Below are 12,294 nucleotides of genomic sequence, written 5' to 3'. Positions count from 1 at the left end.
GCCCCGACCCCGGCCGCCCGGGCCACTGCGCGCACCGACCCCGGCCGCCCAGGGCACCGCTCGCTCCTACCCCGGCCGCCCGGGACACCGCGCGCACCCATCCCGGCCGCCCAGGGCAGGGTCCTCGCCCGTCCCGGCGGGCCGGGACGGGCGGCGTCGCGGTCAGGACGCCGACAGGCCCACGTGTGCGAGCGCCTGCCGCAGCAGGAAGCCGTGGCCGCCCGGCATCTCGCTCTGCACCGCGGGCGACGCCGCCTCCTGGGGGCTGAACCAGACCAGGTCCAGGGCGTCCTGGCGAGGCCGGCAGTCGCCGGTCACCGGGACGATGTAGGCGAGGGACACCGCGTGCTGGCGCGGGTCGTGGTACGGCGTGACGCCGTGCGTCGGGAAGTACTCCGCGACGGTGAACGGCTGCATCGACACCGGGACCCGGGGCAGGGCCACCGGGCCCAGGTCCTTCTCCAGGTGACGCAGCAGGGCGTCCCGCAGGCGCTCGTGGTGCAGTACCCGGCCGGACACCAGGGTCCGGCTGACCGTGCCGTCCGGGCCGATGCCCAGGAGCAGTCCGATACTGACGACCTCTCCGTTGTCGTCGACACGGACGGGTACGGCCTCGACGTACAGGATCGGCATGCGGGCACGCGCCTGTTCGAGGTCGTCGGAACTCAGCCAACCGGGCGTGGTCTCTGTCATGTCAGACATTGCTTGATCATACTTTCAGTGGCTGTCGGAAAACCGGTAGACCCGGCGGGCGTTGTCGGCTCCCGCCCATCGCGCGAACCGCAGCGCGTCGGGCAGGCCCAGCTCGTCGGCGTCCACCCGGGCCTGGAGCAGTTCGGCCAGCCCCCGGCGGAACGCCAGCGCGCCCAGCCAGTAGAACTCGGCCACACCATAGGCGTCCGAGCTGTACAGCAGTTTGCGCGGCGGCGTGAGCTCCAGTGCCTCCTCCAGGACCGCCCGCGCTCGGACCGGGCCGACGTGATGGAGCGTGAGCCCCACGTCCAGGTACACCTGCTCGAACACGGCCGCCAGATAGCCGGCCTGGCGCTGGTAGGGCCAGCAGTGCAGCAGCACCGGGATCGTGCCTGCCACCAGGTGGAGCCAGTCGGTGAGCAGGGTGGGATCCACCCGGTGCAGGCGGATGTCGTTGTCGCCGAAACCGGTGTGCAGTTGGAGCGGGAGACCGAGGTCGACTGCGGTCCACAGCAGGTGGCGCACCAGGACGGGATCGGCCAGCCGGCCGCCGTCCGCCGTGAAGCGCCGGGCCGCGGCGGTGACTTCCGCCGCCGTGGGCCGCGCCGGGTCCAGGTCGAAGCCCGTGCGGTAGGCGGCCACCGACTTCACCGCGACCACGCCCGGCCGCCGCACGGCCGCCTCCGCCGCCGACCGGAACGCCTCCGCGTACCCGTCCGGCTCCACGCCGCCGGCCACCACGGCCTCGGCGACGCTCTCCAGCCGGACGACCTCGTACGCCACCGCGCCCGCCCCGCCCGCCCCGGCCGCCGCGGCGAGAGCGGCCGGGGCGGTGAGGGGGTACGGGGCGAAGCCGGTGTCCACGCAGAACACGTCCGTACGGGCGGCGGTCAGGAAGCGGCGGTTCACCTCCGCCGCGCCGAGTTCGCCACGGCGGCGCAGGTACTCCTCGGGGCCGACGTGCCGGGGCAGGTCCAGCAGGGGCGCGCAGTGGCGGCGTACGGCGACACCGGCCGGCGCGTCGAAGGGCGAGATCCCGCTGCCGGGCCAGGCCTCGCCCTCGGTGAGCAGCGACTCGAAGTCCCCGTCGCCGGGAGTGTCGGTGAGCACCCCGTGGCAGTGATGGTCCGTCAGGGCCAGGGTGGCGAGCGCCTCGTGCACCGGGCCGGTGCGGCCGTCCACGTCAGTACTTCCAGCGGTAGGCGGCGGCCAGCCCTGCGTCGTCCAGCCCCTCGGCGGCCGCGATCTCCCCCTCGCGCACCGCGATCACCGCGTCGGCCAGGACCGGGCCCAGGGCCGTGCGCAGCACCTCGTCCTTGCGGAACTCGGCGACCGCCTCCGCCAGCGACACCGGCAGCCGGCGCACGCCCCGCGCGGCCGCCTCCTCGGCGCCGAGCCCGGCCGGGTCCCCGGTGATCTCCTCGGGCAGCTCCGCCCCCGACGCCGTACCGTCCAGTCCGGCGGCGATCAGGGCGGCGAGGGCGAGATAGGGGTTGGCGGCCAGGTCCACGGGCTTGACCTCCAGGTTGGCGCTCTGCGCGCGCTGTCCCGCCGTACCCCTGATGACGCGCAGCGCCGCCTCCCGCGTCTCCAGGCCCCAGGCGGTGAACACCCCCGCCCACTGGGACGGTTTGAGGCGCAGATAGCTCACCGGACTCGGCGCGGTCACCGCGGTGAGCGCCGGGAGGCGGGCGAGCAGCCCGGCCGCGAAGCCTTCCGCGTCGGCCGTCATGCCGTGTCTGCGGTCGCCGCCGGAGTGCAGGTTCACTCCGTCGCGCCAGGCGGACAGATGGACATGGCCGCCGTTGCCGACGCCCTCGGCGAGGACCGCCGGGGCGAAGGAGACGCGCAGCGCGTGCCGTTGGGCCACCGCCCGGATCGTCTGCCGCACCAGCACGCTGCGGTCGGCGGCCGCCACCGGGTCGAGCGCGCCCACCGAGACCTCGAACTGCCCGGCCGCGTACTCGGGATGGAGCTGGTCGACCTCGACGCCCTGCGCCGCGAACGCCGCCAGCAGCTCGGCGGTGAAGTCGCTGAGCTCCACCTGCCGGACGGCGCCGTAGGCCGGGCCCGACACCGCGGGCCGGAACTCCCCGTCGGGCGCCGCGCCGAGGCCGACCGCCCACTCGATCTCGACGGCCGCCCGGAAGGAGATCCCGCTCTCCTGCTCGGCGCGGGCGACGGTACGGCGCAGCAGCGTGCGGCTGCACCCCGGATGCCGTTCGCCGTCCTGCGTGATCCGGTCCACCGGGGCCCACGCCCAGCCGGGCTGCGCGGCCAGCACGACCAGCCGGTCGAGGTCGGGGTAGAGGCGCAGATCGCCGTCCGGGGAGCCGAGGACGTCGGTGCTGACGATGCGGTCGTCGGCCAGGAAGGTGTCGAACACCGGTGACATGCCGACGCCCCAGGCCGCGGCGGCGGCCAGCTTCGCGGTCGGGACCGTCTTCACCCGGGTGATGCCCGCGGTGTCGACGTAGGCCAGCACGACACCGTGCACGCCCCGCCCGGTCAGCTCGGCCGCGAGCGCGGTGGCCCGCTCGACGTCACCGGGACGCCCGCCGGGGACGGGATCGGCAAGGGTGGTCATGGACGTCCTCCTCGACGGACTCGGTCGGTTCGGTGTCTCGCGTCAGGATCTCGCGTCGGAATCTGGCGTCAGGGTCTCGCGTCAGGGTTTCACGGCCACCGCGCGGAACTGCGGTACCGCGTCGGGGGAGTCGGGCCCCGCGTGCCCACCGCGAGCGGGGCGGCGGAGCCGGTCCGGCGGGTCGGGCCCGCCCCGGAGGGCCGCGGTCCGCGCGGGCCACCCAGGCCCTGTCGTCAAATTCCCGTCTGTCCCACGACGCCTGGCACGCACTCTCGCCGCACCGGGCGAAAGCCCGAGTACGTCCAGTACGAGGACTTCCGCCCGGCACGCCGAGAGCACGCACCAGACGCCGCGGGCCGCCCTCCGGGCGACGACGGGAATTTGACGACAGGGCCTAGTGGATCACCGGGAACAGGCGCGTCGGTGGACGCCCCCGCCATTGTGCCGCCCGGTGATCGGCCTGTCCCGGGAATCGGCCGGGCGGTGCTCCGACCGAGGGCCGCGCGGCGCTCCGGTCAGAGTCCGGACGGTGCCCGGACACGAGATCGGGCGGCGCCCTGACCAGGGGCCGGGACGGCCGCGGCGGGTACCCCCGGTAGGATGGGGGACAATTCCCCCCACAGTGGAAAGCCAGGACATGCCCTACTCCCGCGCGCCCCTCGACACGCCCACCGAGCACCCGGCCGCCGAGGCCCGTGCGGACATCCGGCTCGTCGTCACGGACATGGACGGCACGCTCCTGGACGACGACAAGCGCGTGCCGGACGGGCTGTGGGAGGTGCTGGCGCTGCTGCGCGAGCGGGGCGTGCTGTTCAGCCCGGCCAGCGGCCGCCAGTACGCCACCCTGGCACGGGAGTTCGCCGAGGTGGCCGAGGGCATGGTGTTCATAGCGGAGAACGGCACGTACGTCGTCCGGGACGGCGTGGAGCTCAGCTCCGACCCGCTGGACCCCGCCGTCGCCCACGGGATCGCGCACACCGCGCGCCGGCTCGTGGCCGACGGCGTCGACATGGGCGCCATCCTGTGCGGCAAGAAGGCCGCCTACGTCGAGCGCACCGACGAGGCCTTCCTGGCCGAGGTGCGCCGGTACTACCTGGAGCACCGGATCGTCGAGGACGTCACCGCCGTCGACGACGACATCATCAAGGTGGCCCTGTTCGCCTTCGGGTCGGCCGAGCACACCGTCGCCCCGGCCCTGGAGCCGTTCGCCCGCTCCCACCAGGTCGTGGTCTCCGGCGAGCACTGGGTCGACGTGATGAACCGCACCGCCGACAAGGGCGCCGCCGTCCGCCGCCTCCAGCGCGACCTGGGCATCACGCCCGCGCAGACCATGGTGTTCGGGGACTACCTCAACGACCTGGAGATGCTGGACACCGCCGAGTGGTCGTTCGCCATGTCCAACGCCCACCCCGAGGTGGTGCGCCGGGCCCGGCACCTGGCCCCCTCCAACAACGACAACGGCGTCCTGCGCACCGTCGTACGGATGCTGGACCTCCCGGTGGGCGGGGCGGATCGGTAGCCGCCGGGGACCGGTCCTGTGCCAAGGTGAGCTCCTCGACCCGCGACCCGAGGGAGCAGAGCCGCATGACCGAACCGGCCGCCGTCGCCCGCCTCGCCCTGGACCTGACCTCCGGGCTGAAGTCCGGTGAACTGGAGGACTTCTACCGGGACCTGCACCGGCACCCCGAACTGTCCTTCAAGGAGCACCGCACCGCCGACCGGCTCGCCCGGCGGCTGCGGGCCGCCGGGTACACGGTGACGGAAGGCGTCGCGGGCACCGGTGTCGTCGGCGTCCTGGTCAACGGCGACGGTCCGGTGGTGTGGCTGCGCGGCGACATGGATGCGCTGCCCGTGCAGGAGGCCACCGGTCTGGACTACGCCTCCACCGTCGACGGCGTGATGCACGCCTGCGGCCACGATCTGCACGTCACCTGGCTGGTGGGCGCCGCCGAGGCGCTCGCGGCCGCCCGGGAGACCTGGTTGGGCACGCTGGTCGTGGTGGGGCAGCCCGCCGAGGAGTCCGGCGGCGGGGCGGGCGCGATGGTGGCCGACGGGGTGCACGAGCGCTTCCCGCGCCCCGACGTCCTGTTCGGGCAGCACGTCGCGCCGGGCCTCGCCGGTTTCTACCCGCACACCCCGGGCCTGACCATGTCAGCCTCCGACGACGTCGACATCGTCGTGCACGGGGTCGGCGGGCACGGCTCGCGCCCCGAGTCCACGGTCGACCCGGTGGTGACCGCCGCGTACGTCGTCACCCGGCTCCAGACGGTCGTCTCCCGGGAGATCGCCGCGAAGGACTCGGCGGTCCTGACGGTCGGCATGTTCCACGCCGGTACGAAGCGCAACATCATCCCCGCCGAGGCCCGGCTCGCGCTGAACCTGCGTACCCAGGACCCGGTGGTGCGCGAGCGGATCCTCGCCGCAGTGCGGCGCATCACCGAGGGCGAGTGCGCGGCGGCGGGCTGCCCGCGGCCGCCCGCGATCACGGTCCGCTCCGGCTATCCGAACACGGTCAACGACGCCGCGCTCGACGCGGAGATCGCCGCCGTGCACCGTGAACTGTTCGGCGCGGACACGGTGTTCGACTTCGGACCGGCGATGGGCAGCGAGGACTTCTCCCTGCTGGCGCCGCCCGGTGTGCCCTACGACTACTGGTACGTGACCTCGACCCCGGCCGACGTGTGGGAGGCGGCGCCCGGCACGGAACTCGCCGAGAAGGTCGCGGCGGTGCCGGGCAACCACAGCCCGCTGTTCGCCCCCGACCCTTCGGTGCTGGTACCGGGCGTACGGACGCTGGTGTCGGCCGCGCTGAGCCGGCTCAGCGCTTGACGCCGACCGCGCCGTAGATCGCGACTGGCTCGCGGCCGGAGTCCGGCTCTTCCACGGCGGGCTCCGGCCGCCAGTCCGTCACGGACACGACCCCCGGCTGGACGATGTCGAGGCCCTGGAAGAAGCGGGCCGTCTCGTGCCGTGAGCGGGCCACCAGCGTCACGCCGCCCGCCGCGTAGGCCGCGATACCGCGCTGTACGTTCTCCGGCTCGAAGTCGGCCGTCAGCGTGGACAGCACCAGGCAGCTTCCCGGCGCCAGCGCCCCGACCAGCGTGTCGACGAGGTCGTACGCTCCGTCGTCGTCGGCGATGAAGTGCACCAGCGCGATCACCGACAGGGCGACGGGCCGGTCGAGGTCGAGGAAGCGCGCGGCCTGCTCGATGATCGTGCCCGGCTCGCGCGCGTCGGCCTGGACGTACTTCGTCACCCCCTCCGGGGTGCCGCGCAGCAGCGCGTCGGCGTGCGCCAGGACGATCGGGTCGTTGTCGACGTACACCACGCGCGTTTCGGGCGCGGTCGACTGGGCGATCTGGTGCAGGTTGGGCTCGGTGGGTATGCCGGAGCCGATGTCGAGGAACTGGCGGATGCCCAGCTCGTGCACCAGCATCCGGGTGGCCCGCTCCATGAACCGGCGGTTGCTCTGCGCGGCCTGCCGGGTGCCCGCGTCGATCGCCATGATCCGGCGGCCGAGCTCCTCGTCGACCGGGTAGTTGTCCTTCCCACCGAGGAACCAGTCGTACACCCGCGCCGGATGCGGCCTGGTCGTGTCGATCCTCTGCATGGCGGCCCCCGCCCCGCTCTCGGTCACCCGATGCCCTTCCGCCCGACGTTCTCGGTCATGTGTGCGAGCAGTCTGGCATGGTCGTCGGCACGGACCGGAGGCGATCTTCGGCCATGCTCCGGGCCCTTCTCAGCCCGTCGGTACGCCGTCCAGGAAGCGGACGAGGTCCGCGAGCACCTCGGCCCGGTTCGTCTCGTTGAACACCTCGTGCCGGGCGCCGGGGTAGGTCCGCTCGACCAGGTTTCCGCCGCTCAGCCGCTCGACCCCGATCCGGCTGCCGGGCAGCGGGACGAGCCGGTCGTCGGTGCCGTGCAGCCACAGCAGCGGCAGCCGGCCGACGTCGCCGCTCTTCGCGACGGTCTCCAGGGTCCGTACGAACGCCTCCAGCGTCGGCCGTTTCATCGGGCCGTGCCAGACCAGGGGATCCGCCGCGTAGGCGGCGCCGACCGCCGGGTCGCGGGAGAGCGCGGCCGGGCTGACGGGGACGTCCGGGATCTCGTCGTGGGCGAGCAGCAGGCCGGGCGTCTCCCACGCCCCGATCACCGGCCCGGACAGCACCAGCGCGGCGACCGTGTCCCCGTGGCGCTGCGCGTACCGCGCGGCGACCAGACCGCCCATGGAGTGCCCCACCACGACCAGCGGCAGGTCCGGGTGCGCGGCGGCGGCCCGTTCGGCCACCGCCCGTACGTCGTCGACGACGTCCTCGAAGTCCTCGATCAGCACGCGCTCGCCCGCCGACCTGCCGTGCCCCTGGTGGTCGGGCCCGAAGACGGCCGCGCCGTGCGCCCCGAGCGCCGCGGCCACGCCCTCGTACCGGCCGATGTGCTCGCCGTAGCCGTGCACCAGGAGCGCGAGGTACCGCGGCCGCTCGTGCGGCCACTCGCGGGCGACGACCCTGCCCCGGGTGCCGCTGAACACGTGCTCGCGAGTGTCGGCCATGACTCCTCCGGTCGGGTCGGCGAGGATCTCGGGAGGATCTTCCCAGGTGACCGGGGGACGGTCTATCATCGAAAACTAGCAGTGCTAATTAATTCGATGCCCGGTGTCAGGTCCGGTGCCCGGCGGCCGGACGCCCCGCGGTCCGGCCGCCGGCCCGGCGATGACGGTCAGGAGTCCTGTCGTGCGCCCCGTCCACTTCGCGGCCGCCCGCCGCACCCCCATCGGCAAGCTGCGCGGCTCCCTGTCCGCCGTACGGCCCGACGACCTCGCCGCGACTGTGATCCGCGGGCTGGTCGCGGACGTGCCCGCGCTCGACCCGGCCCGCATCGACGACGTCTACTGGGGCGCCGCCAACCAGGCCGGCGAGGACAACCGCAACGTCGCCCGGATGGCCGCCCTGCTCGCCGGCCTGCCCGAGTCCGTGCCGGGCGCCACCGTGAACCGGCTGTGCGCCTCCGGCCTGGAGGCCGTCACCACCGCGGCCCGCACCATCGCCGCGGGCGAGGCCGAGATCGTCCTCGCGGGCGGCTCCGAGTCGATGAGCCGGGCCCCCTTCGTGCTGCCGCGCCCCGACGAGGCCCTGCCCCACCGCATCGAGACCGTCGACACCCGGCTCGGCTGGCGCCTGGTCAACCCCGCGATGAAGGACCTGCACGGACTGCTGGCGATGGGCGAGACGGCGGAGGAGGTGGCCGAACGGTACGGCGTCCCGCGTGAACGGCAGGACGAGTTCGCCCTGCGCAGCCACCGGCTCGCCGCGGAGGCCCGCAAGAACGGCCACTTCGACGCCGAACTCCTGCCGGTGCGGCGGGCGGACGGCGTGGTCGTCGACGCCGACGAATGCATCCGCGAGGACACCTCCTACGAGCGGCTGGCGGGCCTCAAGCCCGTCTTCCGCAAGGGCGGCACGGTCACCGCGGGCAACGCCTCGCCCATGAACGACGGCGCCGCGGGCCTGCTCCTGGTCAGCGAGGAGGTACTGGAGGAACTGGGCCTGGAGTCGCTGGGCCGCTATGTGGCGGGCGGCTCGGCGGGGGTCCACCCCGACGTGATGGGCATCGGGCCGGTCCCCGCCACCCGCAAGGTGCTCGCCCGGGCCGGCTGGGCGATCGGCGACCTCCAGGAGGCCGAGTTCAACGAGGCGTTCGCCGCCCAGGCCCTCGCCTGCGTCGACGAACTCGGCATCGACCCCGAGCTCGTCAACCCCACCGGCGGCGCCATCGCCCTCGGCCACCCGCTCGGCTGCTCCGGCGCCCGCATCCTCACCACCCTGCTCCACCGGATGCGCCGGACCGGGGGCCGGCGGGGCCTGGCCACCATGTGCGTCGGGGTCGGCCAGGGCAGCGCGGTGCTGGTCGAGCGCTCCTAGGCCCTGTCTGACAATTCCCGCCTGCCGGGCGGCAGGGGGCGCCGGGTGGGACGGCGCTCACGGGCGCGGGTTGCGTGCGCATAGCATCGGCCTCCGCATGAACACGATGACGCTCTGGCACATATCCGGCTGGGAGTTCGCCGCCCTCGCCTTCGCGGCGCTGCTGGTCGGCTTCTCGAAGACGGCCGTCAGCGGGGCCAACACGGTCAGCCTCGCGATCTTCGCGGCGGTGCTGCCCGCCCGCGCCTCCACCGGTGTGCTGCTGCCGGTCCTGATCGCCGGCGACCTGCTCGCGGTCCGCACCTACCGGCGGCACGCCCACTGGCCCACGCTGCTGAAGCTGTTCCCGGCGGTGGCGGCGGGCGTGGTCGTCGGCACCCTGTTCCTGGAGTGGGCCGACGACGGCGCGGTACGGACCTCGATCGGCGCGATCCTGCTGCTGATGGCCGGGGTGACGGTGTGGCGGCGCCGCCGGTCCGACGCGGCGGAGGACGGGGACGAACCGGACGCCGTCACCGGCCGGGCGGGCCGGATCAAGGCCCGCTCGTACGGAGTGCTCGGCGGCTTCACGACCATGGTCGCCAACGCGGGCGGCCCGGTGATGTCGCTGTACCTGCTGTCGGCGGGCTTCCGGAAGCTGGGCTTCCTGGGCACCTCGGCCTTCTTCTTCCTGATCGTGAACGTCGGCAAGGTGCCCTTCAGCGTGGGCCTCGGCCTGATCGACGGCCGCTCGCTGCTCCTCGACGCGGCACTCGCGCTGTTCGTCGTGCCCGGCGCGGTGTTCGGCACCTGGGCCGCGAAAAGGATCGACCAGCGGCTGTTCGAACGGCTGGTGATCGCCGCGACCGTCGTGGGAGGCGTACAGCTCCTGCTGCGGTAGGCGGCACCGGCCCCGGCCCGCCGTCCGGCGGCTACAGCCCCAGCAGGCCGGGAAGGTCCGCGAACGAGTCGATCACATGGTCCGGGGTGCCGCTCGCGTTCCGGTGGGTCTCGGGAAGGTACTTTCCGGTCCGCACCAGGACCCCGGTCAGACCGGCGCGCTGGGCCGCCAGTACGTCCGACTCGATGTCGTCGCCCACCATCAGCGCCTCGCCGGGAGCGGCGCCGAGCCGGGCCAGCGCGGCCTCGAAGAACGCGCGCGACGGCTTCCCGGTGACCTCGGCCTCCGTGCGTGCCGCAGCCTCCAGTCCCAGCAGGAACGCTCCGGAGTCCAGTTGCAGCCCCCGGTCCGTCCGCCAGTAGAGATTGCGGTGCATGGCGACCAGCCGCGCCCCCTGCTGGAGATGGGCGAACGCCCGGTTCAGGGCGGCGTAGTCGAACCCGGGACCCGCACCCCCGACGATCACGACGTCCGGCACCGTGCCGGTGTCACCGTCGTCGAGCACCGTGACGCCCGTGAGGTCCTCCGCGATCTCCCCGCAGTTCAGCAGCGCGCAGCGGGCACCCGGCCGCCGTTCGGCGAGATGGGCGGCGGTGGCGGCGGGCGCGGTGAGCACGTCCTCGGCGGTGACCGGGAACCCCGCGTCCCCGAGGACGGCCGCGATCGACCCCCGGGTCCGGGACGTCGTGTTGGTCACCAGCACGACCCCGAGCCCCGCGTCGCGGATCCTGCGCAGTGCCTCGACCGTGCCGGGCAGCGGCTGCCACGACACGGTGAGAACACCGTCGATGTCGACCAGGACGGCACGCACTGACTCCATGGGGGGACGATAGCGACCGCGGCCGCCCCCGGCCCGCGGACACCACCCACCCGGCGGACCGCTCACCGGCACACCCGCCTGCCGGAAAGGCGGACCGCGGCCCCGTAGGCTCGTCGTCATGTCCACGCACATCCTGGTCCTCGGCGGCACCACCGAGGCCCGCCTCCTCGCCGCCGACCTCGCGGCTCGCCCCGGGGTGCGGGTGACCACCTCCCTCGCCGGACGCGTGTCCCGGCCGGCGGCTCTCGAAGGGGACGTGCGGATCGGGGGGTTCGGCGGTGCGGAGGGGCTCGCCGACTGGCTGCGCGAGCACCGGGTGGACGCCGTGGCCGACGCCACGCACCCCTTCGCCGCGGGCATCACCGCTCACGCGGCCCGCGCCACGGCGGCCACCGGACTACCGCTGGTCGTGCTGCGCCGCCCGGGCTGGCGGCCCGGCCCGGGGGACCGGTGGCACTCCGTCGACTCCCTGGAGGCGGCCGCCGCACTGCTGCCGGAAATCGGCCGACGGGTCCTGCTGACCACCGGACGGCTCGGCCTCGCGGCCTTCGCGCGGCTGACGGAACTCCACTTCGTCGTACGGTCGGTGGAGCCGCCCGAGCCGCCGATGCCACCGGACACCGTGGTGGTCGCGGCGCGCGGACCGTTCACCCTGGCCGACGAGTCCCGGCTGCTGCGCGCGCACCGGATCGACGTGCTGGTGACGAAGGACAGCGGGGGAGCGGCGACGGCGGCCAAACTCACGGCGGCCCGTGAGCTGGGGCTGCCGGTGGTGGTCGTACGACGGCCTGCGCTGCCCGAGGGCGTCACACCGGTGCCCGATGCCGCCGGGGTCCTCGACCGGCTGGACCTCGACCGCCTGGGCCTCGATCGGCCAGACCCGGGTCCCCGCTGACCACCGAGGCCCGCAGCCGGTCGATGGCGCGCAGCACCTCGTCCCGGTTCTTGGCGCTCTTGATCCAGGCGGGCAGCCGGGCCACGTACGTCATTTTCCGCCCGTGCTCGTACCAGGGCGCCCGCTCCCTCAGCGACGCGGCCACGAACCGCCGCAGCAGGTCGAGGTGTTCGAGGTTGTACGCCCAGATCGTGCCGTGCCGGGTGGTGGTCTCCAGCCACAGGGGCGGCCTCGTCCAGCAGTGTCCCGGGCCCGAGATCCGCGACAGGCCGCAGGACCGGCATACCACCCGCTGCGGCGCACGGCACCGGCCCTGCCCGTCCGCGGCGGCGCCCGTCCGCCACTCGAAGTGGGCGACCCGCTCGCAGCGCGGGCAGCGCACCAGCGCCGACAACCTGAAGTGGTCGTCGGTGACACCGGGATCGTAGAAGCGGACGGGGGTTGGGGACATGCCCCGAGTGTGGCGACCGCCGCCGCACCCGGCACCCGGATTTCGGCCCG

The 12,294-nt window shown here is 74.0% G+C and carries 12 protein-coding genes; 5 read left to right on the top strand and 7 right to left on the bottom strand.

The annotated features are described in order from the left end of the window. Positions 1-162: 162 nt before the first annotated feature. The 3 genes from FNH09_RS24800 to FNH09_RS24790 are packed head-to-tail and all read right to left on the bottom strand — an operon-like array spanning position 163 to position 3,280. Entirely contained in the window at positions 163-693 is a 531-nt protein-coding gene (locus FNH09_RS24800; RefSeq protein ID WP_162469045.1) for an NUDIX hydrolase family protein, read from the bottom strand. A 24-nt stretch (positions 694-717) separates the two neighbouring features. Then, complete coding sequence (locus FNH09_RS24795; protein WP_162469043.1) at positions 718-1,875, bottom strand: amidohydrolase family protein; 1,158 nt, start codon at positions 1,873-1,875, stop codon at positions 718-720. Position 1,876: 1 nt separating this feature from the next. Next, a complete protein-coding gene (locus FNH09_RS24790) occupies positions 1,877-3,280 on the bottom strand; it encodes a type I glutamate--ammonia ligase (protein ID WP_152891646.1) in 1,404 nt (467 codons plus the stop codon). Between the two features lie 637 nt (positions 3,281-3,917). On the opposite strand from FNH09_RS24790, the gene FNH09_RS24780 reads away from it, so the two are divergent. After that, a complete protein-coding gene (locus tag FNH09_RS24780) occupies positions 3,918-4,799 on the top strand; it encodes a Cof-type HAD-IIB family hydrolase (RefSeq protein WP_152891643.1) in 882 nt (293 codons plus the stop codon). Positions 4,800-4,864: 65 nt separating this feature from the next. Further along, positions 4,865-6,109 (top strand): amidohydrolase, encoded by a 1,245-nt coding sequence (locus FNH09_RS24775; protein WP_152891641.1) that lies wholly within the window; start codon positions 4,865-4,867, stop codon positions 6,107-6,109. Here the strand turns inward: FNH09_RS24775 and FNH09_RS24770 are convergent. Both FNH09_RS24770 and FNH09_RS24765 read right to left on the bottom strand, forming a co-directional pair. Further along, on the bottom strand, positions 6,099-6,890 hold the full coding sequence (locus FNH09_RS24770; protein WP_152891639.1) for an SAM-dependent methyltransferase: 792 nt from the start codon (positions 6,888-6,890) through the stop codon (positions 6,099-6,101). The genes FNH09_RS24775 and FNH09_RS24770 overlap by 11 nt on opposite strands. 129 nt (positions 6,891-7,019) lie before the next feature. Beyond that, positions 7,020-7,829 (bottom strand): alpha/beta fold hydrolase, encoded by an 810-nt coding sequence (locus tag FNH09_RS24765; RefSeq protein WP_152891637.1) that lies wholly within the window; start codon positions 7,827-7,829, stop codon positions 7,020-7,022. Between the two features lie 181 nt (positions 7,830-8,010). Between FNH09_RS24765 and FNH09_RS24760 the strand changes: the two genes are divergently transcribed. Both FNH09_RS24760 and FNH09_RS24755 read left to right on the top strand, forming a co-directional pair. After that, entirely contained in the window at positions 8,011-9,198 is a 1,188-nt protein-coding gene (locus tag FNH09_RS24760) for an acetyl-CoA C-acyltransferase (protein WP_162469042.1), read from the top strand. A gap of 97 nt (positions 9,199-9,295) precedes the next feature. Further along, a complete protein-coding gene (locus FNH09_RS24755; protein WP_152891633.1) occupies positions 9,296-10,078 on the top strand; it encodes a sulfite exporter TauE/SafE family protein in 783 nt (260 codons plus the stop codon). A gap of 31 nt (positions 10,079-10,109) precedes the next feature. Here FNH09_RS24755 and FNH09_RS24750 read toward each other — a convergent pair whose 3' ends face one another. Continuing rightward, on the bottom strand, positions 10,110-10,898 hold the full coding sequence (locus tag FNH09_RS24750) for an HAD-IIA family hydrolase (RefSeq protein WP_152891631.1): 789 nt from the start codon (positions 10,896-10,898) through the stop codon (positions 10,110-10,112). Between the two features lie 118 nt (positions 10,899-11,016). Here FNH09_RS24750 and FNH09_RS24745 point away from each other — a divergent pair, with 118 nt between their 5' ends. Then, a complete protein-coding gene (locus FNH09_RS24745; protein WP_152891628.1) occupies positions 11,017-11,793 on the top strand; it encodes a cobalt-precorrin-6A reductase in 777 nt (258 codons plus the stop codon). Here FNH09_RS24745 and FNH09_RS24740 read toward each other — a convergent pair. Continuing rightward, a complete protein-coding gene (locus FNH09_RS24740) occupies positions 11,705-12,244 on the bottom strand; it encodes a hypothetical protein (protein WP_238427076.1) in 540 nt (179 codons plus the stop codon). The two genes, FNH09_RS24745 and FNH09_RS24740, sit on opposite strands and share 89 nt — an antisense overlap. Between the last annotated feature and the right edge of the window lie 50 nt (positions 12,245-12,294).

Source organism: Streptomyces adustus, from assembly GCF_009377175.1.
Classification (GTDB): domain Bacteria; phylum Actinomycetota; class Actinomycetes; order Streptomycetales; family Streptomycetaceae; genus Streptomyces; species Streptomyces adustus.
This window is presented reverse-complemented; position numbering and strand designations above follow the sequence as displayed.

Coding starts and splice junctions, on each gene's coding strand:
- FNH09_RS24780 (WP_152891643.1), top strand. CDS start 3,918: ATGCCCTACTCCCGCGCGCCCCTCGACACGCCCACCGAGCACCCGGCC.
- FNH09_RS24790 (WP_152891646.1), bottom strand. CDS start 3,280: ATGACCACCCTTGCCGATCCCGTCCCCGGCGGGCGTCCCGGTGACGTC.
- FNH09_RS24770 (WP_152891639.1), bottom strand. CDS start 6,890: ATGCAGAGGATCGACACGACCAGGCCGCATCCGGCGCGGGTGTACGAC.
- FNH09_RS24765 (WP_152891637.1), bottom strand. CDS start 7,829: ATGGCCGACACTCGCGAGCACGTGTTCAGCGGCACCCGGGGCAGGGTC.
- FNH09_RS24740 (WP_238427076.1), bottom strand. CDS start 12,244: ATGTCCCCAACCCCCGTCCGCTTCTACGATCCCGGTGTCACCGACGAC.
- FNH09_RS24800 (WP_162469045.1), bottom strand. CDS start 693: ATGACAGAGACCACGCCCGGTTGGCTGAGTTCCGACGACCTCGAACAG.
- FNH09_RS24750 (WP_152891631.1), bottom strand. CDS start 10,898: ATGGAGTCAGTGCGTGCCGTCCTGGTCGACATCGACGGTGTTCTCACC.
- FNH09_RS24775 (WP_152891641.1), top strand. CDS start 4,865: ATGACCGAACCGGCCGCCGTCGCCCGCCTCGCCCTGGACCTGACCTCC.
- FNH09_RS24745 (WP_152891628.1), top strand. CDS start 11,017: ATGTCCACGCACATCCTGGTCCTCGGCGGCACCACCGAGGCCCGCCTC.
- FNH09_RS24755 (WP_152891633.1), top strand. CDS start 9,296: ATGAACACGATGACGCTCTGGCACATATCCGGCTGGGAGTTCGCCGCC.